Origin of the sequence: Sphingobacterium sp. N143, from assembly GCF_030325625.1 — a bacterium.
Taxonomy (GTDB): Bacteria; Bacteroidota; Bacteroidia; order Sphingobacteriales; family Sphingobacteriaceae; genus Sphingobacterium.
The window spans coordinates 132,720-156,772 of sequence record NZ_JACAIS010000010.1 but is presented as its reverse complement, the minus strand read 5'-3'; the positions used below and the strand labels follow the sequence as shown (position 1 = coordinate 156,772).

General features: G+C 41.3%; 19 protein-coding genes. 6 read left to right on the top strand and 13 right to left on the bottom strand.

Annotated features, from left to right (window positions below; translation table 11 throughout):
* Window positions 1-119: 119 nt before the first annotated feature.
* The 4 genes from HX021_RS18490 to HX021_RS18475 all read right to left on the bottom strand — a co-directional run bounded on the left by HX021_RS18490 (window position 120) and on the right by HX021_RS18475 (window position 4,262).
* The gene (locus tag HX021_RS18490) at window positions 120-1,307 is read right to left on the bottom strand and encodes a DUF1501 domain-containing protein (RefSeq protein WP_286592034.1); all 1,188 of its coding nucleotides are present in this window, start codon (window positions 1,305-1,307) and stop codon (window positions 120-122) included.
* Window positions 1,308-1,324: 17 nt separating this feature from the next.
* Window positions 1,325-2,698, bottom strand: a complete 1,374-nt coding sequence (locus HX021_RS18485; RefSeq protein WP_286592033.1) for a DUF1800 domain-containing protein — start codon at window positions 2,696-2,698, stop codon at window positions 1,325-1,327.
* 208 nt (window positions 2,699-2,906) lie between these two features.
* On the bottom strand, window positions 2,907-3,257 hold the full coding sequence (locus HX021_RS18480; protein ID WP_286592032.1) for a VOC family protein: 351 nt from the start codon (window positions 3,255-3,257) through the stop codon (window positions 2,907-2,909).
* A 120-nt stretch (window positions 3,258-3,377) separates the two neighbouring features.
* Entirely contained in the window at window positions 3,378-4,262 is an 885-nt protein-coding gene (locus HX021_RS18475) for an NAD(P)-dependent oxidoreductase (protein WP_286592031.1), read from the bottom strand.
* A 139-nt stretch (window positions 4,263-4,401) separates the two neighbouring features.
* Here HX021_RS18475 and HX021_RS18470 point away from each other — a divergent pair, with 139 nt between their 5' ends.
* Window positions 4,402-4,695 carry a winged helix-turn-helix transcriptional regulator gene (locus HX021_RS18470; RefSeq protein WP_286592030.1) on the top strand — a complete coding sequence of 98 codons (294 nt, stop codon included), beginning with the start codon at window positions 4,402-4,404 and terminating at the stop codon, window positions 4,693-4,695.
* 122 nt (window positions 4,696-4,817) lie between these two features.
* Here HX021_RS18470 and HX021_RS18465 read toward each other — a convergent pair whose 3' ends face one another.
* Window positions 4,818-5,510, bottom strand: coding sequence for an HAD family hydrolase (locus HX021_RS18465; RefSeq protein WP_286592029.1), 693 nt, complete (start codon window positions 5,508-5,510; stop codon window positions 4,818-4,820).
* Window positions 5,511-5,585: 75 nt separating this feature from the next.
* Between HX021_RS18465 and HX021_RS18460 the strand changes: the two genes are divergently transcribed.
* Window positions 5,586-6,182, top strand: a complete 597-nt coding sequence (locus tag HX021_RS18460; protein ID WP_286592028.1) for a Crp/Fnr family transcriptional regulator — start codon at window positions 5,586-5,588, stop codon at window positions 6,180-6,182.
* On the opposite strand, the gene HX021_RS18455 is transcribed toward HX021_RS18460, so the two are convergent.
* Both HX021_RS18455 and HX021_RS18450 read right to left on the bottom strand, forming a co-directional pair.
* Window positions 6,164-6,652 carry a GNAT family N-acetyltransferase gene (locus tag HX021_RS18455; protein ID WP_286592027.1) on the bottom strand — a complete coding sequence of 163 codons (489 nt, stop codon included), beginning with the start codon at window positions 6,650-6,652 and terminating at the stop codon, window positions 6,164-6,166. The genes HX021_RS18460 and HX021_RS18455 overlap by 19 nt on opposite strands.
* Before the next feature lie 286 nt (window positions 6,653-6,938).
* The gene (locus HX021_RS18450; protein ID WP_286592026.1) at window positions 6,939-8,279 is read right to left on the bottom strand and encodes a M60 family metallopeptidase; all 1,341 of its coding nucleotides are present in this window, start codon (window positions 8,277-8,279) and stop codon (window positions 6,939-6,941) included.
* 364 nt (window positions 8,280-8,643) lie between these two features.
* On the opposite strand from HX021_RS18450, the gene HX021_RS18445 reads away from it, so the two are divergent.
* The 4 genes from HX021_RS18445 to HX021_RS18430 all read left to right on the top strand — a co-directional run bounded on the left by HX021_RS18445 (window position 8,644) and on the right by HX021_RS18430 (window position 14,836).
* The gene (locus tag HX021_RS18445) at window positions 8,644-9,015 is read left to right on the top strand and encodes a hypothetical protein (protein WP_286592025.1); all 372 of its coding nucleotides are present in this window, start codon (window positions 8,644-8,646) and stop codon (window positions 9,013-9,015) included.
* Between the two features lie 114 nt (window positions 9,016-9,129).
* Window positions 9,130-10,515, top strand: a complete 1,386-nt coding sequence (locus HX021_RS18440; protein ID WP_286592024.1) for a TolC family protein — start codon at window positions 9,130-9,132, stop codon at window positions 10,513-10,515.
* Between the two features lie 13 nt (window positions 10,516-10,528).
* Window positions 10,529-13,699 carry an efflux RND transporter permease subunit gene (locus HX021_RS18435; RefSeq protein WP_286592022.1) on the top strand — a complete coding sequence of 1,057 codons (3,171 nt, stop codon included), beginning with the start codon at window positions 10,529-10,531 and terminating at the stop codon, window positions 13,697-13,699.
* 9 nt (window positions 13,700-13,708) lie between these two features.
* A complete protein-coding gene (locus HX021_RS18430) occupies window positions 13,709-14,836 on the top strand; it encodes an efflux RND transporter periplasmic adaptor subunit (RefSeq protein ID WP_286592021.1) in 1,128 nt (375 codons plus the stop codon).
* Between the two features lie 119 nt (window positions 14,837-14,955).
* On the opposite strand, the gene HX021_RS18425 is transcribed toward HX021_RS18430, so the two are convergent.
* The 6 genes from HX021_RS18425 to HX021_RS18400 all read right to left on the bottom strand — a co-directional run bounded on the left by HX021_RS18425 (window position 14,956) and on the right by HX021_RS18400 (window position 23,811).
* The gene (locus HX021_RS18425) at window positions 14,956-16,071 is read right to left on the bottom strand and encodes an SGNH/GDSL hydrolase family protein (RefSeq protein ID WP_286592020.1); all 1,116 of its coding nucleotides are present in this window, start codon (window positions 16,069-16,071) and stop codon (window positions 14,956-14,958) included.
* Window positions 16,072-16,160: 89 nt separating this feature from the next.
* On the bottom strand, window positions 16,161-17,042 hold the full coding sequence (locus tag HX021_RS18420) for a glycerophosphodiester phosphodiesterase family protein (protein ID WP_286592019.1): 882 nt from the start codon (window positions 17,040-17,042) through the stop codon (window positions 16,161-16,163).
* Between the two features lie 173 nt (window positions 17,043-17,215).
* The gene (locus HX021_RS18415; protein ID WP_286592018.1) at window positions 17,216-18,580 is read right to left on the bottom strand and encodes a Gfo/Idh/MocA family protein; all 1,365 of its coding nucleotides are present in this window, start codon (window positions 18,578-18,580) and stop codon (window positions 17,216-17,218) included.
* A 158-nt stretch (window positions 18,581-18,738) separates the two neighbouring features.
* Complete coding sequence (locus HX021_RS18410) at window positions 18,739-19,260, bottom strand: fasciclin domain-containing protein (RefSeq protein ID WP_286592017.1); 522 nt, start codon at window positions 19,258-19,260, stop codon at window positions 18,739-18,741.
* A 55-nt stretch (window positions 19,261-19,315) separates the two neighbouring features.
* Window positions 19,316-20,689: a RagB/SusD family nutrient uptake outer membrane protein gene (locus tag HX021_RS18405; protein WP_286592016.1), complete on the bottom strand. Its 1,374-nt coding sequence runs from the start codon at window positions 20,687-20,689 to the stop codon at window positions 19,316-19,318.
* Window positions 20,690-20,781: 92 nt separating this feature from the next.
* Window positions 20,782-23,811 (bottom strand): SusC/RagA family TonB-linked outer membrane protein, encoded by a 3,030-nt coding sequence (locus HX021_RS18400; protein WP_286592015.1) that lies wholly within the window; start codon window positions 23,809-23,811, stop codon window positions 20,782-20,784.
* Between the last annotated feature and the right edge of the window lie 242 nt (window positions 23,812-24,053).

The window sequence follows — 24,053 nt, the reverse complement described above, 5'->3', positions numbered from 1 at the left end:
TATTTTCGACATTTTGTTTTCACATACATACAACCTGTATGCTGAATAATGTAAAAAATCTGTCCTCTCTAATAACTGGAGGGAAATTATAATAGGTAAAAATTCCAGATTGATTTGGCTCAGACAAAATCATATAATCCATTTTTCCAACCTAATATTTTGGATGAGTCTGCCTTTAGCCAGTTTTTAAGTACCGTAGCATAGACTTTTCGGAAGTCTTCAGCATAAATCAGATCACCTTCATCCAGATTCTGGAGGTCGGGAAGTGAATTGAGCAAGCCTTTCTGTTTCAGTCCCCCTGATAGAAAAAAAAGCTGGTTTGCAGTACCATGATCTGTGCCATGGCTTGCATTCTGCGATACCCTCCGCCCAAATTCGGAAAAGGTCATCAACATAACATGTTCGAAAAGTCCATTTTTCTTTAGGTCATGCACAAAGGATTTCACCGCATCATTAATTGTATGAAACAAATTTTCCTGTCGTTGTCGTTGATTGATATGGGTATCAAAACTACCAATCTGAAGATAGTATACTTGTGTATTGATATCGGACTTGATCAATGATGCAATGGTCTTAAAATCTTTACCCAAAGCAGAATTGGGATATGTTGTAGCCGTCATCTTTGCTCGACTTTTTTCAAAAATATAGTCAGCATTGTTAATCGTTGCCCCCAGAGTCTGATAAAGATAGCTTACCGTTTCATCATCATGTTGATGATGTTCATAAATTGATTTGAAATATTCCTCGCGACTCGTTTGATAAAGTTTTTTCGGGTCTTTAAAGGCGAAAGCTTTGTTTCGTTCACCTTTCAGAGCGAGGCTAAGCATATCATTGATTTCCAAAGCCTGAGTAGGATGCGCACAATCATAACACGCTTCATCCAGATACCGCCCAATCCACCCATGTTCTAGATATTCGTCACTACGGCTAGCACTGTGCCAGATATCCATGCTTCGAAAATGTGACTTATCGGGATTGGGATAACCGACATTATTCAGCACAGCCATCTCACCTTGGTCAAACAGTTCTTTAAAAAAAGGTAAAGCAGGATTGATACCAGCATCATCCGTAAGCCTGAGTGCATTATTGACGGCGATAGTCTGCCGTTCCCGAAAGTAGATATCATTGCCCATGGGGACGATCGTATTGAGTCCATCATTCCCGCCACTGAGCTGAAGGACCACCAGGATCTTCTTTTCAGGTTCCAATGCACCCGGTAAAGCCATTGCTTTTAGAAAATTGGGGAGCAGCATAGATGCTGTTGCTAATGAACCTACTTTAAGAAATTCGCGTCTTTTGATAATCATGGTCTTTAGCTTAAAGGTTAACAGAGCTGGTATTCAGGAATGCTCATGGTCTCAATGATATCCATCTTGGCGCTCCCATCAGCATATTTTTCTAAAGCACGTTGATTAAAGGTAGGTTCTTTCTGCAATAATATGGCTGATGTTTCCCGCGCTGCAAATACGGCTTCAACCTGCTCCCATGCGATCGACATATGAGGATTTTTAAATCCTTTGGCCAACGGTCCTTTTTGTTTGAGCCCCATGTCAATATCGTCGTCGTTTGGCGCATCGAATTCGAGGGGCCGCAGACCGCTCCATATCTGTGGGATCTGCATCCGAAGCAGAAGTGTCGAACTATCAATCCAGGCTTTTCCTGATGGCCAGCCCGAAACATTTGGTGGATATAATAACATCTGTCCCAACAATCTTTGATATAGGATCAAATTTTCAGGATTTTCTATTTTCATAGGCAAAACACGCATAATACCGACCATAAGCTCTATCGGCGATTTTATTTTACGGCCTATATGTTTCTGATCATAAAACCACGATGAGGTAAATATCGTATCAAGTAACTTTGCTATGTCATAGCCTGATTCATAGAACCCATTACTCAACATATCAACGATTTCATCATCTACCTGCTCATTGACGAGAAAACGGTATAATTTGTTTGTAATAAATTTTGCTGTGGCAGGCTGCTCCAAAATAATATCCAAGATAGCATGACCGTCAAAATGCCCAGTTCTTCCTAAAAATGTCTTGCGGCCTTGGTCATGAAATCTTTTTCGTTCAACAAATTGAGCTTCTTTATTATAAGACCAGCCAGTAAATGCACGTGCAGCCTCCCGTACATCCACTTCAGTATATTTGCCTCGCCCAATCGTAAAGAGCTCCATGACCTCACGTGCAAAATTTTCATTTGGATGGCCCTTTTTATTTTGCTGATTATTGAGAAAACTGAGCATCGCTGGTGCTTTGGATACGGCATACAACAGATCTTTAAAGTTTCCCAAGGCATTTTTGCGAATTGCATTGAGTATATGTGCGCTAAACTTAGGATTGGCAACCCGACTGGCAAAATGACCGTGCCAGAAGAAAGCCATTTTCTCCCTTAACTGATCTTCGGCGTGGACCATTTCCATCAGAAAATTAAGATTGATTTCAATATTCTGCCGTCGGTTCAACTGTTGTACTTTCTTTTTCGCTAAAGCATTGAGTTTGGCGGCTGCACCATATTCGAAATCTATAGGGGGAGTATCAAAACCGATAGGTTTGAATGGCTGTGGCCTCGAATATGCTTTCCAGACCTCCACCGTACTTTGATGTTCAAATTGTTCAACCTGTGCAAGGCTAATTCCAAATCCGGCACGATTGGCCAGGTGCTTATTTTTTATGAATTCAGAAACCATTGCATTCCGTTTATAACATTAACAACTGAAGTTAGGAATCTTTGGCCCTCAATACAAAGATTTAACAAACCTTAAGGTATATTAACAAAAACAGTCTGCCAAGTGATGGTAGACCAATGTAAAAACATGTTATAAAATCTGATACGCCTTAATTTACAGCGGTAATATGTGCCTACGATTTCTTGGTATATCGATCCAGTGACCAACATCAGCGATGCATAAGAATATTGACAGTCTTTCCAAAGGGATCTTCAACAAAAAATCTCCTGACTCCCCATGATTCGTCGTTGGGACCATAGATAATCTTAAATCCTCCTTTTTTCATCTGCTGATATACTTGATCAACATCATCAACCTCAATAGAAATGTCAGGAACAGGGGTCCCAGCTCCTCCTTCACTGAGAAAACTTATCTGTACTTGCATTTGATGATCATTTCCATAAGTACGGATCCATGTCATATCCATAAGGGGTTGTAACCCCAAAATTTCTCCATAAAAATACTCCGCCGCTAGCATATTTTCGGTCGGGATATTCACGACTATTCTTCTTGTTGCCATGCATTCCTAATTTAGTGTGGTATTGCAAAAGAGAACATAATCATTCCGTTGAAAATTATGTCAAACTCCCTTGATTATAATTCACCAATATAACATCTCGATATAAAAATAGTTTAATTACTATTTACTTTGCCTCAGCATTTTGATCATTGCCGCAAACTCTTCGTTTTCATAACCAGCAGCTTTTGCCTTTTGAAGCCAATTTACTGCAAACTGGGGAAATTCACTATTTATTCCACTCAGCATCGCCATGGCAAGAATTCGTTCTGTTGCCCCCACAGAAATAGATAGCGGGCTTTGTGAGATCTTAAAATCTCCACTACTGATCACCTCGCCCTCGTGTTTTAAAAAATCTCCCATTCCCGGTGCAATTTCCGCAATAATATTTCCATATTCCCGCACATCAAAATTCTCTGATTCTGCAATGAGTGCTCCATGAAAAAAACCTATCGCAGCACCATAGATATAGGACAATGTAGCAGTATCTAAGGCTGCAGCAGCCCCGATCTTAGCGCCTAGGTATTTTAGGTTGCCACCCAAGATCTTCAATTGGTCTTCCACCTCGGAATATTTAGTCTTATTGCCGGAGAACAGTATAGTGGTATCCGGCTGAGACATCTGTTCGGGTGCGACCTGTATTGCACCATCCAGGTAATTGGCATTTTTACTAGTAAACCAAAGCTCACTCTGACGTGCTTCCTGGGAGGTTCCTGTGGTTAACTGGACAATAGTCTTACCGGATAGCACATTATCGCCCTCAACAGACGAAAAAAGTTCTCCAGCAATGGCATAATCATGGACGATAACTATACTTAATGGGCTAGCTGCAATAGCTTCTTTAATTGATCTTGCAAGGACAGCCCCTTCTTTGACCAGCTGGTCTGCTTTTGCTATTGTTCGATTGAATACAGTGACCTGAAAACCCTTTTGTAGATAGAGCTGTGCTATTTTAATACCCATGGGACCTAGTCCTATAATACTGATGTGTTTTGTAGCTGTTTCCATTTTTTTGCTTGAATTTGTTCCAGAGCAAATATGGGTACAAGCCGCTGCATATACAATAAGGGAAAAATGATTCACCCAGGGAAAAATGATTCCTTATAGAATTTAAAATTCGGTAGATTTATTAAAAAATGTATAAATTATGTATAGCAGAAAGATTCCGGAAGATCTTGATTGTGGCATAGTCATCACAATGAGAATACTCGGTGGTAAATGGAAAGCCTGTATATTGGACGGTATCCATAAAGGGATAAAACGTCCCAGTGACTTGCATCGCACAATTAGTGATGCAAGTCCAAGAGTGATTAATATGCAGCTCCGTGAACTTGAAACTGCCGGAGCCATAGCAAAGAAAATATATCCTGGACTGCCACTTAAAGTAGAATACAATTTAACCGAACTGGGGATCAGCTTGTTGCCGGTCATTGACAAATAGGGTATTGAAAACAACGCTTTAAAAAAACCATAGAAAACATCACAAATTCATTAGACGGTCTCACCTTACTATGTCTTGATATTCCTTGGCTATGAGCATAGGTAAAAAAGTCTACAGCTCATTTACAAATAGTTCAGAATTTCATTGATCTGTTGTAGTTCGACAAAATTACTGTGATGCAAATTGTACTCCTGCTGTTCGTGTGTCCAAGTAACATGATACGGAATATGCCCACCAAAACCACCTAGTTCCAGCACGGGCAGAATATCAGACTTGATGGAGTTACCCAACATCAAGAAGTTTTCCGCTTTACAGTCAAGATGTTTCAGCAATTTCTGATAATCGACGGTTTCTTTATTGCTCATAATCTCGATATGATGAAAATAACTAACCAATCCGGATTTCTTGAGCTTCCGTTCCTGATCAAGTAAATCGCCTTTAGTCCCTACAATTAATCGATATTTACCACTTAATTTTTCTAATGTTTCCATCACACCAGGTAATATTTCGATGGGTTTTTGCAATAGATCATGACCAATGGAAATGATTTTGTTCACCAGTCCCAGTGATGCCCTTTCATTGGAGATCCGGCTAGCTGTCTCTATCATGCACAGGATAAAACCTTTTACTCCATAACCATATAGATGCAGGTTCCTCATTTCTGTGGCAAATAACTCCTGCGAAACTGAATGCTGTGGCAAATAGTGCTCCATTAACTCACAGAATTTCTCTTCTGCCTCCTGAAAATAGAGTTCATTTACCCACAAGGTATCATCAGCATCAAAAGCAACTGTCGTAATTTTATCTCTCCACATAATTTTGTAATTTTCTACCGCAAATTTCTAGATCAAAGAAATAATAAAAAAGGACATTTGTCCCAAATTGGAAATATGTTACGAACCAACGAGAAATTTTTAGCGTATATACAAAACCTTTACGACAATCAACTGCGCAAGGAGGATGTGACGATACGGTACTTTGAAAAAGGTCAGAAATTGCTGTCTCAGCACGAACCTGCAACCAAGGTTATGTTGATCCATGAAGGCATCACCAAATGCTATTTCATGGAAGCAAATGACAAGGAATATATTGTTGAGTTTCTTGGCAAAGGAGAAATCTTAGGGGAGATAGAAAGCATACGTAATATCCCTTGCCTCTGCTCAATAGAAGCATTGACCGACGTCTCTGTATTTGCTATTTCAGTCCCCTATTTCCAACAATTATTAAGTCAGGAAATTACATTGAACAGATTACTGATCGATGTTTTTTCCGAACGTATCGTAAACACATCAAGCAGGGCTTCTTTTCAGCAATTATATACAGTGGAGCATAGTTTAGGCAAATTGCTGAAACTCATTTCTCGACAAAAAATTCAACTTTCCAAAGATGATATAGCAGCTTATCTGGGCATTTCGGTACGCAGTTTAAATAGGGCTTTAAAACAAATTAACACCACTGAGCATCCTGATCAATTATCCAGTCTGTAGATAAATTCTTCTATACGCGTTTGTCTTTCATTTGCAAAACCCTGGTCTGTACCGACCTTAACAAAACCACAGTTTTCTAAAACCTTCTGTGAGCTAATATTATCGTATGCAACACGCCCAAAAATAGGCCGGATCGTTTCAAGGGCAAGAAAGTCGGTGAGTGCCACAGTTGCAATACCTTGTCCCCAAAAATTTCGGTCTACCCAGTAAGTGATTTCTGTATCACCCTCTATCACAAACTTGGCAATACTTCCTACAATATCATCACCGGCAACAATCGTCTGATTGTTTACTGTCGGGTCATTCAATAACTTCGTGTATTTCGTCAGGTAGGCTCCCCTGTTCGTTGTCTCCTCTGAGGTAAATGCGGCTAAATAACGGGCCTCTTGATCAAGTTGAAATTGAAAGAGGATGTCTAAATCCTCAACCTCTGTTGGTCTAAGTCTGATGTTTAATTTGTCATTCGTCATGTTGACTTTTCTTTGATCGGTTTAATAATATTCAAAATTATCCCACCCCCTAATCGAGCATCTAGAAATCAATTGATGAGTTGAGCTCTTCCAATATTAAAGTTATGCTTTTTAGCAATAACATGCATTACTCTTAAAGAAATTCCAAAAGCGTATTTAAAGGAACAGTAAAGGCCTATAACAACACGATACTCACTATGGGACTTTCCTTAAACTATCAGTTTTCAATAAAAAGGGTACATGAATGCTCATGTACCCTATCATACTAACTATTGAAAATAATATTTTAATCCCTCAATGTCGTAACATCCTGGTTCGGTATCGGAAGATTGAGATTGGCTATCTCTGTATAAACAGACCCATCAACCTTGAAACCCCATTTTCTAAAAAAGTCTGACAAGTCTTTCTGTGAAAATTGACAAGCTGAAAGCATAAAATAACGCATTTTCTCCGCATCTGTTGATAAACTGGGGCGATTTTCACGCGTAGCCTTACTCAAATTAATATACAGATCATCACCAAATGCTAACCATAATTGATGGAACATAATCATCTTCAAATCATTGTCACCCGAATTAAAATCACGTTCAGTAATAGGCTTTTGGAAATAAGCATCCAATTTTGGCCATGCATTATTTGCAGTAACACGACTAATAGGTAGACCAAAACCGCGCTCACTTGCTAATGAATAGACGTTGACAGTAGTTTCCGTCAAATTATTCCAGGTCCAAGCTTTTTGCTGGTAGGTATGTCCTACTTCATGCCAGATACCCCATCCATTCGTGTTGGAAAGATATTTAGGCTGCAGCATTCTATAAGACAATGATTCTGTGTAATAAATAGCAATACCTGCTGCCATATATCCTCCAGATGCAGAATCCCTAACTGTGATCAAATGTTTATTATAAGGGATGGCATGTACACCGCTAGTACCACTCAAGCCACTAATATGATTTGAAAAACCAATGATAGAATCCAATCGATCAACGATCAATTGTTGATCCTCCCCCTTATAAAGAAGAGCCTCATCCATGTTGGCCACCATAATTGTACGGTCGGAAGAAAATACCACATCCGGAGCACTGTTCTTCAGGGAGTCCAATGTCGCTACCCATTGATCATGTGTTGTTTTACCTTTTTGAAAATAGGGAACAGGAATAAATCCATCTCCGAAAGTAAGTTCAATCTCACCTGATGTTGTATAATTATTAGCGGTATAGATTAAATAAACTAGCCCGCCGTATTGATCTACCGTAAAGGATTGTGTTCCCGATTGTAAATCAAAATACTGTCTCACAGGCCTGATATTATCCCTAAAAGGAGTACCAATAGCAAGCCGGGCACCTGTTGTTCCAGCTTTGATGTTAACGGTTACTGTTATTGTACTATTTGGGGCAGCATAAAACCCTGTCGCCTGCATATCGTTGTGATTTCCCCTGAATTGCATCCGATCGGTTTCTGTCGACGCCGAAGGCATCACTTTGAACGTTTGGATACTATCTGCAATGGCGAGCTCCACTGATTCCGGATCAGGATCAACTGGATGCATCCAACCACCATCCTTTTTACAGGAGGTAAATACACTAACAAAGCAGACCGCAAATACATAAAAGATGTTTTTTCTCATTGGTTTTCAAAATTAAGTTTATGAATAATGTTAAAATGACTCCAGTTTAAAAATTTGTTAAAAAATTATTAATAGGATTATAATCTATGACCAATATAGAAGTAAATGTTTCAACAAATCCCAACAATCGATTGCGCAACAAACGAAAACGTTATCGTGTATTATTAACACAGAATACTAAAAGGAAACAACACACCATTAAAAGAAATAAATAACTTATATAAATTAAAAACAAACATCTTCACCCATCCACTTCCATCCTTCCCATTATTATTTTATTGCCTTGAAAAAATGAAACTTATTTGCGTTCCAAGCCGAATATTTATAAATTCGCAACTATATGGATCAAAAAAGAAAAAATAGCATGAATTCAATAGTAAGACTGGCGCTTACTATCGGAGCGGTTATTCTATTATTTCTTTCATCCTGTCCTATCAAAACAGGCATCAAAACCTTAATGGGTGTGCCTCCAAAAATAGAACAGGTTGCGAACAATAAAGGTCACTTTATCAGTACAAGCCTTGAGAGCTGTTCAAGCTCCATCTTGACTGATGCCTCGATCTATGAAAAAGCAGGATTGCAAGGTAACAATCTTCTTCCCGCAGTCATTTTAACCGCTCTGGCGTTCTTCTTCTTCCAGTTTCGGATCAAAGAAGACATTCCCCCTCTTTACAAGAGTATCAAAATCCAAGACACTCTTCCTATCTTCCTCCGCGATCGCAAATTGATCATTTAATATCTCGACTGAAATCTGATTTCCTGTTGGATATTCTCCAATGGGCATTTTGTATTTATCATTTTTCACAACATTGATCGGTCCTTCGGTCGATCATCATCTTATTATTTTACTATGATCAAACGTCACATGGCTGTTGTATTTTTTATGACAGCTATTAGTTCTGCTCTTTCCAGTTATGGACAGCAGAACAGCGGCAATACCTTGGGCAGTCTTTGGCCAAGGGTAGAAAACAATTACCCTGGAATTCACGCGAAGAGTGCAGCTGTAGATGCAGCGAAAACACATGCCAGAGCAGTCAAAACAAACCGTCTACCGCAGGTTAAGGTGCAAGCCCAGAATACCTATGGCACATTTGAAGGAGCAGCAGGGGCATTTTTTCCCCAAGCAGGTTTCTTCAATGTCTCCGGCTCTACCGCCACATCAACAGGCTCTTCCGTTGCGGCGAATACTTTTGGCTCTGCAACCGCAGAATGGGAAATTTTCACCTTTGGAAGACGACAAAAAGAATATGAATTGGCCCAAGCAGTTGCAGATAAGCATATAAATGAACAAGCTGTCTACCTATTGGATCTCAAAAGATCTCTTGCCGAACGTTATATAACACTGTTATATAACCAGGCAAAATTAAACTGGAACAATAAAAACCTGCAGCGTCTCCATGATATCCATCGGATCACTTCCAGTCTTTCCAAAGCAGGTCTACGACCAGCAGCAGACAGTCTCTTGGCACTCTCTTCCTATAACCAGTCCTTGGCTGACAACGACCATTTTACTGGCTTAAAAGATGCGGCAATGATTAAGATTACGGAACTGTACGGCAGTCCAGACCTGGATTATACTGCATCATTGATACGTTTTTCCAAACCAACGTCTGATGCTTATGGCAGTACCAAATCCATTACTGTCTCCCATCCTGCGCTGGCGGTCTTGCAAAAACAGATGGATTATTACCAACTTAGCAGTACTGTGCAGAAACGTGCTTCACTGCCAGCTGTCCGTTTGTTGGGCGGTTATGCTGTTCGTGGGACTGGTATTCATCCGAGCGGTCATGTATCAGATCGTTGGGAGGCAGGTTTCTCCAATACAACAGGAAACTACCTTTTTGGTATTGGCGCTGTTTGGAATATCACCGCACTGAAAACAAACAGTCTGAAAAGTCGCGCCTTTCAAAAAGATGCTCAAAGTATTCAGCAGCAGTTTTCAGCATATGAAATAACCATGCATGCAGATCTTCAGGCTGCCAGCACAAAAATTGCACAGCAATTTCAACAAATCAGCAAAACACTTACTGCAATGAAACAGGCAGAAAAAGCCTATGAGATGTATCTCGCAAGGTATAAAAGCGGTCTGATTGCATTGAGTGAACTCTTGCAAATCAGACAGCTCCTGGAGAATGCTGAAAATAACCACCTTGAAGCCGCCAAACAATATTGGTTGCTGATTGCCTATGAAGCTGTGCTGACAACAGATTTTAATTTCTTGTTTAACAATTTATAAATCTATTTATCGAATGAATATCATCAGATTTGCATTAAGAAAACCGATCTCAATTATGGTGGCCGTACTTGCGATCGTCTTCTTTTCTTACAGCACGATCAAGAAAATAAATGTGGATATATTTCCACAGGTCGAGCTACCGGCCATGTATATTGCCATGCCCTACGGTGGGCTCTCGCCAGCCTATATGGATGGTTTTATGGCCAATGAGTTTCAGAAAGTCCTCCTGTTTGTCAGTGGGGTGAAAAACATAGATTTCAAGAGCATTCAGGGATTGACCATGATGAAACTGACCTTTTATCCCGGCACCAATATGTCACAGGCTGCTGGCGAAGTCTCCGCATCGGTTTCCCGAGCCATGGGATTTCTTCCCCCGGGGGCAGTCCCGCCTATTGTGGTCCGTTTTGATGGCAGCTCCCTCCCTGTCGGGCAACTGGTCTTTGAAAGTGATCAAAGATCCATCAATGAAATACAAACGTTGGTACTCACCAAGATCAGACCGATGTTTGTGGAGATCCCGGGGATCACTGCTCCTGCACCCTTTGGCGGAAATGCACGATCCATTGTGGTCAATGTAAATCCCGAACTGCTGCAAACCAATGGCCTAAGTCCAGAAGATATTACTGCAGCAATCACCAAAAACAGTCTCCCCTCACCTGCTGGAAATATCCGCATCGATGATGAAAATCTCATGGCCCCAATCAACTCGATTGCCCGTGGTCCCGAAGAATTTCTGAATACCCCTATCCAATCAAACGGTGGACGAACGCTTTATATAAGGGATGTTGCAACCGTAACAGATGCTGCCGACCAGACAACTGGTTATGCATTGATCAATGGAAAACGTTCGGTTTATCTCCCAATTATCAAAAAGGCAGATGCCTCCACATTAGAAGCCGTAAAAAATCTCAAAGAATCACTTCCCAAATTACAGCGTATGCTCCCTGAAGATGTCCAGATCAACTACGAGTTCGACCAATCTAAGTATATCGAAAGGTCCCTCTCCAATTTGGTACATGAAGGGCTATTGGGTGCGGTATTCACTGGTCTCATGATCCTTTTATTTTTAGGTGATACACGCGGTGCAATCATCGTTGTTTTGACAATACCTATTGCTATCCTAGCGGCAGTCACCGTTATGTATCTTTTTGGCCAGACAATCAATATCATGACCCTGAGTGGTCTCGCATTATCCATTGGTATCCTCGTCGATGAGGCAACAGTAACCATTGAAAATATCCACCAACATATGGAAATGGGAAAACAAAAACATCGGGCGATTATGGATGCTTTACTCGAAATATCTATCCCTAAGCTTTTGATCTTGCTTTGTATCCTGGCCGTACTGACTCCTGCATTGATCATGACAGGAATTCCCAGGGATATGTTTATGCCACTGTCAATGGCTGTAGCCTTTGCCATGATTGCCTCTTTTATTGCATCACAGACATTTGTGCCGATCCTAGCTAACTGGATGATGAAAGACAAACACCAGCGAGATACCAATACAGCACGCAAAAGGGTTTTCTTCGAAAAATTTAGAATCAATTATTCTTATCGGATGCGCAAATGGACCAAACATACAGGAATGTTACTGGCCTTCTACCTATTGATCTGTACTGCTGTTATTATCCTGTTATTGCGGACAGTCGGAACAGATGTCATGCCCGTCTCCAATAGTGGCGAGTTTCAGATCCGCATCCAAGCACCCCAGGGAAGCCGGATAGAAAAAACGGAAGAAATTGTCAAACAAATAACAGCTGCAATCAGCCAGGAGCTCCCAAAAAATGGGGTTAATATCTCTTCCGCCTTTGTAGGTCCCCAACCTGCGGGATCCCCAATCAACCCGATTTTTCTATTTACAAACTCGTCCCATGAAGCTGTCTTACAAATCGCTATCAATCAGCAGCTATATCGTGGATCCATGGAATTACTAAAGGAAAAAATCAGGAATACGATAAAGCAAAACCACCCCGAGATAGCCTTCAATTTTGAGCCCATGGAGCTCACCGAAAAAATTATGGGGCAGGGATCAATGACACCAATTGAAGTCAAAGTTGGTGCTCCGCAGGTCAATGGGGCATTTCAATTTGCCTCCAAGATTGAAAATAACCTCAAAAAAATCCCCTATCTGCGCGATATACGAATTGCTGAGCCTATGGCTTATCCAACCTTAGAAATCGAAGTTGATCGGGACCTTGCCGGGCAATTTGGTCTGACCATGCAAGATATTACACGAAGTCTTGTAACAGCAACTTCATCGACTCGATTTACAGATAAAAATCTCTGGATAGATCCCAAATCGGGATTAGTATTTCAGGTACAGGTACAAATTCCGGAAGGGGTCATGTCATCAGAAGAAAAATTGCGGTCACTTCCCCTAAAAAAAGGAAGCACAAGACCTGTCCTGGAAGACGTAGCAACATTGCGCCGTGTGACAACCGCAGCTCAAGTAAACCGCAAAGGGCCAAACAGATATGTCACCTTATTGGCCAATATTTATGAAAAGGATCTTGGGACAGCTGCCAAAGCAGTCCATCAGGCCATCAAAGATGCCGGTACTCCACCCCGTGGTATAAGTGTATGGACTGAAGGTACATTACAGTTACTCAATGAGACTTTAGGAAGTTTATTGGCCGGTCTTGCCGTGGCGATTGTTGTTATTTTCCTCATGCTATCAGCTTATTATCAATCGTTTAAAATCCCACTGATAATCCTATCTGTACTACCTGCGGTAATCGCCGGAAGCCTCATTATGCTATTCGTCACCGGAAGTACACTGAACCTACAGTCATACATGGGCATAATCATGTCCATCGGTGTTTCTGTATCCAATGCAGTCCTACTGGTCAACCAAGCCGAATTCTACCGTAAAGGATTTCTTTTAAGCACCTACAGTTCAGCACGATTAGCGTCATCTTCCCGTCTGCGACCTATCCTAATGACTGCCGCAGCGATGCTCGCAGGAATGCTACCCATGGCTATCGGTATAGGTGATGGAGCCGAGCAGGTCGCTCCACTGGGCAGGGCAGTAATAGGCGGCTTAGTCGCTTCTACCATAACTATCTTACTACTGATTCCGCATTTTTTTGCCTCTTTTTTAGCACATACAAAAGTACACAGTCCCTCACTTGATCCAGATGATGCAACAAGCCGGTACTATAATCCAGTTACAAAAAAATAATCACATAAAATGAACACAAGCATATTGAATCCAACGCAGCAAAATTTAAAGCTAATATTATTCCTTATTGTTGCTTTTGCTGGAGCATCCTGTTCTCCACAAAAGACAGCAGAAACAGCTGTAAAGACAGAACAGGCCAAGGTGAAAGTTCCTAAAACAACACCTATTAAATTTGACAATCCGGCATATGAGATTACTATTCCAGCAGAATTACTTCCATATGAGCAGGTAGCTGTATATGCCAAGGTCACGGGCTTTGTCAAAAAGCTCCTCGTTGACCGGGGATCACAGGTCAAAAAGGGGCAGCTGCTCGCTGTATTGGAGGCTCCTGAAATGGATCAAAAATTGAATTCCAATCGATCTGATGAACAAAAGCTGCATAGTGATTACCTATTTGCAAAACAAACCTATGACCGGCTCAGTGAAGCGTCAAAAACAGTGGGCGCAGTAGCCGATATTGAACTGGAAAAAAGTAAGAGCATCATGGAAAGTGCTTGGGCAGCGTACCAAGCGTCAAAATCAGAGACTGCAGGCACAGCGCAGCTACAAAGATATCTCCATATAACCGCCCCTTTCGATGGGATTATTACGGATAGAAATGTCTCCATAGGTGCTTTGGCAGGTACAAATTCCAACATTCCATTATTTACAATAGCCCAGGGTAACCAGCTCAGACTGACCCTGTCTTTGCCGGAGAAACATGCTGCGTCAATCTACAAGGACATGCCGGCCACATTTACGGTCAGTTCCAGGCCTGGAGAAACTTTTGAAACCAAATTATCAAGGTCATCTACCCTATTGGACAAACAAGACAGATCACTCAAGATCGAATTTGATGTTGCTAATGCAAATGGACAATTACAGGGCGGAGATTATGCACAAGTAAAGCTGCAGCTGAAAAGAGCTGCAGCAACAGCATGGGTGCCCCAGAAAAGTATTATCACCTCACAGGCAGGAACCTTTATATTTACCTTGAACAGTAATAACGAGATTAAAAAAATTGCCATCAAGGAAGGAATCCGACGGGATAGTTTAACCGAAATATTCGGACAGCTTAATAAAGGGGACATGATTCTGCTCCAACCTTCAGAAGAAATCAAAGAAGGTAAAATAGACGAAATCAATACGATCCACTGATAGGATAGAGAGAGCCTGTTTTTCAAAAGACCTACCCAAAGAATCGTTAGCCATTCTCGGGGTAGGACTATCTTCAGGCTCTCTTAATTTTGCAACGATATTATTCCAGGGTATGCTCGCTAATTCTGAATTTTTCTGACGACCTGCAATATTTTATTGGAAATTCGGTCAAACCCCAAGTCAGTCAGATGCACTCCATCTATCGTCGCCTCATGATCTGTGCCCATAAGTTCATCTGCCGTAATATAATGAATCCCAGTAATCCCCTTTTTTGTCAATTGAGCATAGACTTCCTGTATAGCTTTATTTTGTTCACTGACACGGGTACCAACATGCTGATCAAAGTGACCATTTTCACGGATGACTGTTTCCACTAAAATAATGGGGGTATGAGGCCTTTTTCTTCTTAGGTAATCAATAAAAGCAAATCCCCTTTCTTTAATTTCTGTCGGACTTGGATTGGGGATACAGTCAAGTACAAAGCAATCGGCAGGTACAGTAGCCAAATATTCAGCCAATGGCATTTCCATCTTCGCACTACCACTAAACCCCAGATTAATAACGTCTATACCAAGTTTGCGCTGCAATATTGCCGGATATGCCATCCCCGGCCTGCTTGCTGACGCTCCCTGTACAATACTTGACCCATAGACGACCAAGCGTTTTTTCATATCTATATTTTTCGGTATTGAAGCAGTTATTGAACTACCAGGATCAACACCGATCTCCAAACTGGTCAATGTGTTATAAAGCGGTAAGTACAACATAAATTGCTTCATACTATGATCCATATTGTGCACAAGTAATTGATTTTGATGAATGGAATCCTTTACAGGTTTCCCTGTATTTACAAATTGCCATTTCCCGTCATTATAGCAATACAGATCTAAACCGCTATGCCCAATAGGTGTCATATTTGCCATATATTTGAATTCGGCCAAGTCCCATTTAGCTCTAATCAAAGGGGAATTTGTTTCAAAAATGACGGCAATCCCCGCACTGTTCATGGCCAGTTTCCGCACAGATTCCGGCATACCCACTGTACTATCTCTGTCGATACGCTGATAGCTATTTTCTGTTTTCTTGGGCTTACCAACAAATGTTAAATTTTCTGCAGCAATATACTTCACTTGTCCAAATGCGTCAAAAATTAAGATAGAAATGAAGATTATACTGAGGCCAATATGTTTTAAACAGTTTTCAATTTTTACTATTCGGTTAATTTTACGGTTCATAATTTAATTTCTCTTAAGGGTGTATGCTGAAAAAGTCCTAAATATAATTAAAGATGAAGATAAAACCATATCCTATTTAAATCTATGAATCAATCGTTTCTAATCGCCTTGCTTACCTCTATGGGCAAATCCGACTCCAAAATTGAGGCACCATCTGCGAATACAGCGCGATACCTTTCGGCGCGTTGTTCTTTTGTACTCAATTTATCATAACTTGGAGCTGTAGAAATCATGCACATCACGCCTTTGGAATTGAAAAATTGATACATCGCCTGGTTGGATGCAATGATCTCTGGACCAATATAAACAATCATCCGGTCATAGGGCAATCCGGATTTTTTAAACTTATCCAAGGCTGCTTGGTCCTTAATATGCATCGATAAATATTGTGTTGCGTTCTGATCCAGGTAATACTTGGCCTGTTCAACATTATGCACTGTTACCCAAACCCAACCATAAGCATTGTTCTTACGAATAATTTCGGCAGTTTTTGCGGGTGGAAGGTCTTTTTTATCCAGATTAAGAATTGTTTTTCCCTTTGCCCATTCGATCACTTCCTGTAAAGTGTTGATGCGATACTGGGTTACCCGACCAGTATGGTCTCTTAATTTTAATTTTTTGAGTTCAGCCCAAGTATGATCCGATACTTTTCCAGTTCCATTCGTTGTTCGATCCAAAGTTGCATCGTGAAGCAATACAGCCACACTATCCTTGGTATATCTCGGATCAATTTCAAATATTGCAGCAGTGTGTTTCAGTACAGCTTCAAAGGCCGCAATAGAATTCTCAGGAAGTCCATTTTCAATAGTTCCGCGGTGTCCGCTGATTATCTTCTTTCCAGGGACATACCGAAAATATTCCCACATAGCCGTATTCGATTTAAAACTTAAGGTATGAAGTTGCTGCGCAAAAGTCCTGTTCCCGATCAGAGAACTACATATTAAACCAGTCAGTAGCAGTATTTTTTTCATAGGTACGAAGATATTGTTATTTCGAAATGATGAACAGAATATATTTATCGCCAAAATTAAGCATTCAACTTTAACAAACTAAAACCAGAAGATTTACTTCATGTAAACATCAACTTTTTTTTGTACGTTCGAACAAAAATATTAGTCAAATTGCCTCAGTGATCATTGCTAGGTTAATGTTGAGCCGGATGCTGCCAGGGGGCACGGTATGGCCTTCTTAACCGTTTGGTTGCTTCTGGATCATCGACGCAGATTTTTTTATGGGGGTCATACTGCAATGGACGATCTAATTCCATGGACAGGTTGGCGAGTATGCAACAGGCAGTGGATATATACCCCTCTTCAATATCCGCTACGGGAAGATCGTCATTTTCAATTGCTGACAAAAGGTTCAACATATGCTGCCTTGTGGCAGGCGCCGTATGCAATTCTATTCTTGGTTCTTCTACATCCATTGGAAACTTCTCTTTTTCATAGACAACGTCCCGTTTGATAGCATCTCCTTTTCCCACTGGAATAAATTCGTACTTCATTACGCTTCCTTTTAATGTACCTTTATCCCCATAGATAATAAATGCCCAGGGGTATTCGGGATCTGCGGCATTCCCCCATGTCCGGTGCTGCCAGACACAATTGAGCCCATCATATTCAAACAAAGCTGTCTGCGTGTCTGCAATAGTCGACTTCCCACCTTTTTGAACATAAATACCCCCGGTTGCACTGATTTTTTTCGGCCATTTAAGCCCCAATAACCAACGGACAGTGTCAAACATATGCATCCCCATATCACCTGTGATACCATTACCATATTCCATAAAAGTCCGCCACCATCCACCATGTGGTAAACCATCATACGGACGCAAGGGTGCCGGACCGGTCCACATGTCATAATCAAAGTGCTCTGGAACAGGTTGCAAAGGTGGATTTCCATTTTGCCTCATGTGGTAATAACAACACATCTCCACATGTGAAATTTTACCGAGTAACCCCTGATCTATAATGCGGTGCTTAGCATCAATAAGGTGAGCCGTACTTCTCCGTTGGGTACCTACTTGGACTTTTTTATTCAATTTTCTGGCCTGGCTGAGTATGGCTTCCCCTTCGAGCACATCCACACTGACTGGTTTTTGTAGATACAGATGAGCCCCTGCACGCATGGCATCAATAGCCTGGCGTGCATGCCAATGATCCGGCGTAGCGATGAGCACTAAATCCAATTGATGATCAGCCAGCATTTTACGATAATCCGTATAGAGCTGCGGAATCTTTCCCGAAACCTGGCGCTTACTGATCAGTTGCCCGGCTTCCTCCAGATGTTTTTTATCCACGTCACAAATAGCAACCACATCCACAGGCCTGATCTGCATCAACCTAAATAGATCACTTTTTCCATACCAACCTGCCCCGATCAGTCCGACACGCATATTTTTGAGCGCATTATCAAACGTTAATCCCTTAGCCTGCAAGGCTGACAAGGTTAACAAAGCACCAGTTCCTTGAATAAATTTTCTACGATTGAGGTTATGGTCGATCATCATATATTGGTTCTTGTTTATAATATAGAAAACAAACAACTGAATATAATGTTTATTTGACTATTATTTCCCGAATGGAATCATTTTTTTTGAGAAATCCAGCAATCCCCACAATTAATCAGCAATTAAAAGTAATGCCTGCAAAAATAACAAACACAATGTTACTTCGCGTAAAAGACCACGTGATCAACAACATGGATCACGCCGTTATCCGGCACCAAATTAGATGTCCGGATTTCCCATTGTCTGCTCGTCCCTTCGTTTATCAGTCCAACATAAGTGCCCGTGTGAGACAAATACATCACTTGACCGTTCTCGGTTTTATAGGCAATAGGCTTGTTCTTTGGAGCCAGCGCCGGATCATTAAAATTTACCACTGCCTGAACAATATGATACTGTAACACATCTTTCAATACCGGCAAAGGTATGGAGGAAATGGCATCGTAATCATTTTCTTTTAGATAAGCCCTAAATGCCTGGTTGGTGGGAGCAATATAGGTTGCTTTTTCAGTTCGTTCGTACAAGGCTGCAAGATCAGTTTGTTCAATCGCCTCCTTTAGAAGGGATAATGAATCATGCTGCTGAATGTATGCCCAGGTCGACATATTCAACTTACTATTATCCTCAGCATAATCATATTCAAAGTTTTCTTGTATTTCACAACTGGATAAAAGCACGAACATTCCCATTATAATATAAAAAAACTTTACCCTGCTATATTTTACCTTTCTCATAAGATTACTTATAAAATTCATTTTGTTTCAAGTTCGGATTCTTAAGAATCTCGTTTTCATGGACCGGCCACAACAGGTTACCCGTATCCGAAAGCCCATTGATTGGTTTCATGGTGGTAATCGCAGTCCCGCTACGGCGGAGGTCAAACCAGCGGTGCCCCTCAAAACAGAGTTCAACAGAGCGCTCATGCAAAATACTTGCAACCAGACTCCCATACTTACTGGTAGCCGTCAATTGATCCAAAACCGGAAGTCCGGCGCGTTGTCGGATCCGGTTCAGCAACTCCAGCGCTTCAGCTGTCTGATTTAAATGTGCATGTGCTTCTGCCTTCAGTAAGATAATATCAGCCAATCTCGTCAATACAATATTATTGGATGAAGCTTCAGGGCTTTCATCGTTAAACCCTTCGCCGAAGAATTTCCAGATCTTGCGAGGCTGTACTTCTGACACATCGTAGATACGGGATTGACGCAGATCCCCCTGTTCAATGGAAGCTATAAAACCTGAACTCGGCACATAGTCACTATCGGATCCCATGGCATACAGTAAACGCAAACTATTGGGCTGCACCTCATTGTAGCCCACCTCAAAAATACTTTCTGAACTGCTTCCTTCCACAAAAATATCATTCCAGTTAGCCATGGGCACCAAAGCATACTGGCCATCCGACAGGATCTTGTCAGCCACTGTTATTGCCTGTGCATAATCTTTTTGCCACATATAAAGCTGTGTCAAAAAAGCATATACCCCACCCTTCGTTAACAAAACCCGATTACGGTCCCCTGAATAGCTATCGGCACAATTTTCTGCAGCAAATAGGAGATCTTCTTTAACCAAGGCTAACACCTCCTCTACTGTATTTCTTTCCACAAAGATATCCTGTTCAACACCTTCATAAGGTTGCGTAACCAGAGGTACACCACCCCAGAGGCGAACCAAATAGAAGTAAGCAATAGCCCTCAGCGCATGTGCCTGTCCGAGCAATTGGCTCTTCAACTCACTATCTCCTGATCCAAAAGCCTGTGGAATATATTTAATCGCATAGTTTGCCCGGGAAATGACCGTATAAAAATTGTCCCAACGTGCCGAATTGATAATTGGTGTCAAAGCATTCTGTTGTAACGCCCCCGGATCACCGGCGTGCCTGGTCTCGACATTATCTGCCCGACCCTCTCCCCAATAAGCAAGATTCTGGCGGAAAAGTGATTGTAAACCATTATAAATTCCGTTGACGCCTGCCTGTGCGTCACTGGGCTTTTTATAATACCCCTGTCCGGAATAACTACTGATCGGGTCCTTATCCAACAATGAATCTGAACAGGCGGACATTGCGAAAAGGAAAATAGTGCCAACTGTATATTTAAACAATCTTTTCATCCGTATTTTTTTAGTGGCCGATGAGCGCTCGGGTCATCAATCATGGTCCTGAATACCAAAATGATCTAGAACCCGGTTTCATCGCTATAAATTTAAAGTCCAAAGATTAAACCAAACATAAATGTACGGCTCTGCGGATACGAGCCCTCATCCAGTCCAACACGCAGCCCAGCATATGAATTGACATCAGGGTCAAAACCCGTATATTTAGTCCAAGTGATGAGGTTCGTCGCAGTAACAAAAGCTTCAAGCTTACGTAAGCCAATCCGTTTGCTCCAATTTGGATCAAAGGAATACCGGAGATTAACATTCTTAAGTTTGAGATACGAACCGTCCTCCACCCATCTGCTCTGCACTCTACTGTCCGACTGCTTCGGATCATCCCGGATCAAGCGTGGAAAATTTGTCACGTCTCCTTGTTCCCTCCATCGGGTAAGCGCATCAGTAGAGAGATTATTATAACGGACAATTGAATTGCGCTGATGATTCAATTCGCTATAGATCTGATTGCCCACCGAATACTGAAAGAATACGTTCAAATGAAAGTTTTTATAACTAAAATCATTCGAGATACCACCAAAATACTTTGGTTCAGCATAACCAATAATTTCGCGGTCATTTTCATCAATCACCTGATCATTATTCACATCTTTCCAGATCGGATCGCCCCCTACAAAAACCGGCCCATTGGCTCCATGGGTTACGCCATTTTTATTATCTTCATCACGTGCATATACACCCTGAAACCTCCAGCCATAAAATACACCTATCGGCAAACCCTCCTGTAAAATATGGAATGTTCCATTTTGGATATAACCATTGGTTAATAGGTTCTCAGGCAATTCAGTGACCTTATTTCGATTAAGGCTAAGATTAGCCGTTGTACTCCAATTGAATACGCCCTGTAAATTTCGGGTCTGAAGACTAAATTCCAGTCCACGATTTTCTATGGAACCTATATTTTGTGTCATGTATTCAAACCCCGTCGTCCCTGGAATAGGTACATTGTAAAGAAGGTCTTTTGTCTTCTTCAAGTAAGCATCCGTAGAAAATAACAGTCTATTATTCAGAAATCCCAGTTCCAATCCAAGATTGTACTGATGGGTCGTTTCCCATGTGAGACTTCCATTGGGCATCAAGGCTGGCGCAGCACCCGAAAAATCCAGATAATTTGTCCCTAAACTAAATTCTCCAAGAGCAGCATAATCACCGATAGCCTCATTCCCCGTACTCCCTAGACTAAAACGGAGCTTACCATCACTGAGCCAACTTAAATTCTTGATCCCTTCCTCCTCGATGAAGCGCCATCCTGCCGATGCTGATGGGAAAAAGCCAAATCGACGGTCACGACCAAAACGGGAGGAGCCATCCGATCGAAGGTTAAATTCCAGCAGATATTTCCCCAGATAATCATATGTCACACGCCCAAAATAGGAAAGCATGGCATGTTCAGAAGCAATATTAACACCTTGATTTGATATGATGGAAGCAGCATTTAGCGTTCGGATATCATCACTCGGAAAGTATTGACCATCAAGTCCCGTACGGTCATAACGCCATTTCTGAAAACTCATGCCCAATACCGCGCCAAAATTATGAGCAGCATTGATCGTTTTGGTATATGTAAAATAACTCTCATTACCCCAGGTTAAATTTTCGGAAGCTCGTACAGCTCCGGTATTGTAACCTTCGCGATAATCCAGTATTGATGGCATAAATTCATCTTCCTTCATGCTGATATAATCGAGATTGACGTTGCTCCGAAATTTCAGGTCTTTGAATAGATCAACCTCAATATATTGGCTTCCTATGATACGGTTGCTCTTATTCAGATTAGTTGCAAATAAAGCCATCCCTACGGGATTCCGTTGCCCGATCATATAGCCATTCAAGGTTCCATCCGGCAGGTACATTGACATGTTTGGAGGGCGGATCAATAAACTCCGTATGATACTTAAGTTACCTGACCCAGCGGCATTGGTCCGATTATTAACGGCATTGGTATAAGAAATACTCTGCCCTATACGGATACGATCAGAAATATTGAAGTCTACATTTAGCCGCGAAGTAAAACGCTTATAATCCGAATTGAGGATCACCCCCTCTTGATCCAGATAGGATGAACTCCATGCATATTTTGTCCCTTGATTACCACCACGGACGGAAAGATCTAACTTATATTGCTTTGCGGTACGCATCAGCTCGTCCTGCCAATCCACATCACCATTATTCATGGGATTCAGTGAGTCAATAATCGTATAAAACGGTTCTTCAGGATTACCCATTGCGCGATAAGAATCCAATACAGCCGCCCTATATTGTTTGGCGTTCAGTACACTCAGCTTACGTGTCAGTGAACTCACACCTGTTGCGGCATTCAACACAACTTCAGGCCGCCCCTCTGCTCCACGCTTAGTTGTGATCATGACCACACCATTGGCGGCACGCGATCCATAGATCGCAGTAGAAGCTGCATCCTTTAAAATTTCAATCGATGCAATATCACTGGGATTGATAGCTGCCATTGGATTGAGCCCCGAGTTTTCTGTTCCATTCAATGACGAAATAGAATTGGATTCAATTGGAATACCATCCACCACAAAAAGTGGATTATTTCCAGAATTCAACGAAGAATTACCCCGTACACGGATACTCATCTCCCCTCCCGGCGCACCCGAGTTAGACGTGACCTGTACTCCAGCTGCACGTCCCTGTAAAACAGAAATAGGATCCTGTAATGTGGTTTTCTCAATCTCTGATGCCCCTACCGAAACAATCGCTCCTGTTAAATTTCGTTTTTTCTGACGGCCATACCCAACGACAACAGTTTCTTCCATCACCGTGGAAGCACTATTTAATTCGATCGTGTAAGCACTTCGCGTATCGATCTTTAGACGCTGACCACTGTATCCCACAAAAGAAAAAGCAACAGCCTGTCCACTCAATACGTTATCCAGCACAAAATTCCCTTGATCGTCCGTACTGACAGTAAAATCTTTTTGGTCAACGACTCTTACTGTGACCCCTGCTAAAGGTTTCTTGCTGACCGCATCAATCACTTTACCTGTGACACGCTTTTGCTGAGCCATCGCATCATCCGGAAAAATTAGAATCACGCACATGAAAAGTAAGGATAGAACACAGCATAATCCCTCTAGTTTACATTGGTTAGTGACAAATCCCATATGAAGATTTTAAGTTTATACAATTTATTATTATAGAGTATGATTAATAATAAATATTTTAATGAAAACATTTACATTAAAACGTTAAGCATTATTAATTCATAAACGCATAAAAGAAATTAATAGTATATAGTCATTTAAATAGCACCTACAATATTTTCAACCTTCATATCAAAAAA

What these genes read in the sequence shown, in the direction of transcription:
- HX021_RS18490 (WP_286592034.1), bottom strand. Translation starts at nt 1,307, where the DNA reads ATGATTATCAAAAGACGCGAATTTCTTAAAGTAGGTTCATTAGCAACA.
- HX021_RS18485 (WP_286592033.1), bottom strand. Translation starts at nt 2,698, where the DNA reads ATGGTTTCTGAATTCATAAAAAATAAGCACCTGGCCAATCGTGCCGGA.
- HX021_RS18480 (WP_286592032.1), bottom strand. Translation starts at nt 3,257, where the DNA reads ATGGCAACAAGAAGAATAGTCGTGAATATCCCGACCGAAAATATGCTA.
- HX021_RS18475 (WP_286592031.1), bottom strand. Translation starts at nt 4,262, where the DNA reads ATGGAAACAGCTACAAAACACATCAGTATTATAGGACTAGGTCCCATG.
- HX021_RS18470 (WP_286592030.1), top strand. Translation starts at nt 4,402, where the DNA reads ATGTATAGCAGAAAGATTCCGGAAGATCTTGATTGTGGCATAGTCATC.
- HX021_RS18465 (WP_286592029.1), bottom strand. Translation starts at nt 5,510, where the DNA reads ATGTGGAGAGATAAAATTACGACAGTTGCTTTTGATGCTGATGATACC.
- HX021_RS18460 (WP_286592028.1), top strand. Translation starts at nt 5,586, where the DNA reads ATGTTACGAACCAACGAGAAATTTTTAGCGTATATACAAAACCTTTAC.
- HX021_RS18455 (WP_286592027.1), bottom strand. Translation starts at nt 6,652, where the DNA reads ATGACGAATGACAAATTAAACATCAGACTTAGACCAACAGAGGTTGAG.
- HX021_RS18450 (WP_286592026.1), bottom strand. Translation starts at nt 8,279, where the DNA reads ATGAGAAAAAACATCTTTTATGTATTTGCGGTCTGCTTTGTTAGTGTA.
- HX021_RS18445 (WP_286592025.1), top strand. Translation starts at nt 8,644, where the DNA reads ATGAATTCAATAGTAAGACTGGCGCTTACTATCGGAGCGGTTATTCTA.
- HX021_RS18440 (WP_286592024.1), top strand. Translation starts at nt 9,130, where the DNA reads ATGATCAAACGTCACATGGCTGTTGTATTTTTTATGACAGCTATTAGT.
- HX021_RS18435 (WP_286592022.1), top strand. Translation starts at nt 10,529, where the DNA reads ATGAATATCATCAGATTTGCATTAAGAAAACCGATCTCAATTATGGTG.
- HX021_RS18430 (WP_286592021.1), top strand. Translation starts at nt 13,709, where the DNA reads ATGAACACAAGCATATTGAATCCAACGCAGCAAAATTTAAAGCTAATA.
- HX021_RS18425 (WP_286592020.1), bottom strand. Translation starts at nt 16,071, where the DNA reads ATGAACCGTAAAATTAACCGAATAGTAAAAATTGAAAACTGTTTAAAA.
- HX021_RS18420 (WP_286592019.1), bottom strand. Translation starts at nt 17,042, where the DNA reads ATGAAAAAAATACTGCTACTGACTGGTTTAATATGTAGTTCTCTGATC.
- HX021_RS18415 (WP_286592018.1), bottom strand. Translation starts at nt 18,580, where the DNA reads ATGATGATCGACCATAACCTCAATCGTAGAAAATTTATTCAAGGAACT.
- HX021_RS18410 (WP_286592017.1), bottom strand. Translation starts at nt 19,260, where the DNA reads ATGTTCGTGCTTTTATCCAGTTGTGAAATACAAGAAAACTTTGAATAT.
- HX021_RS18405 (WP_286592016.1), bottom strand. Translation starts at nt 20,689, where the DNA reads ATGAAAAGATTGTTTAAATATACAGTTGGCACTATTTTCCTTTTCGCA.
- HX021_RS18400 (WP_286592015.1), bottom strand. Translation starts at nt 23,811, where the DNA reads ATGTGCGTGATTCTAATTTTTCCGGATGATGCGATGGCTCAGCAAAAG.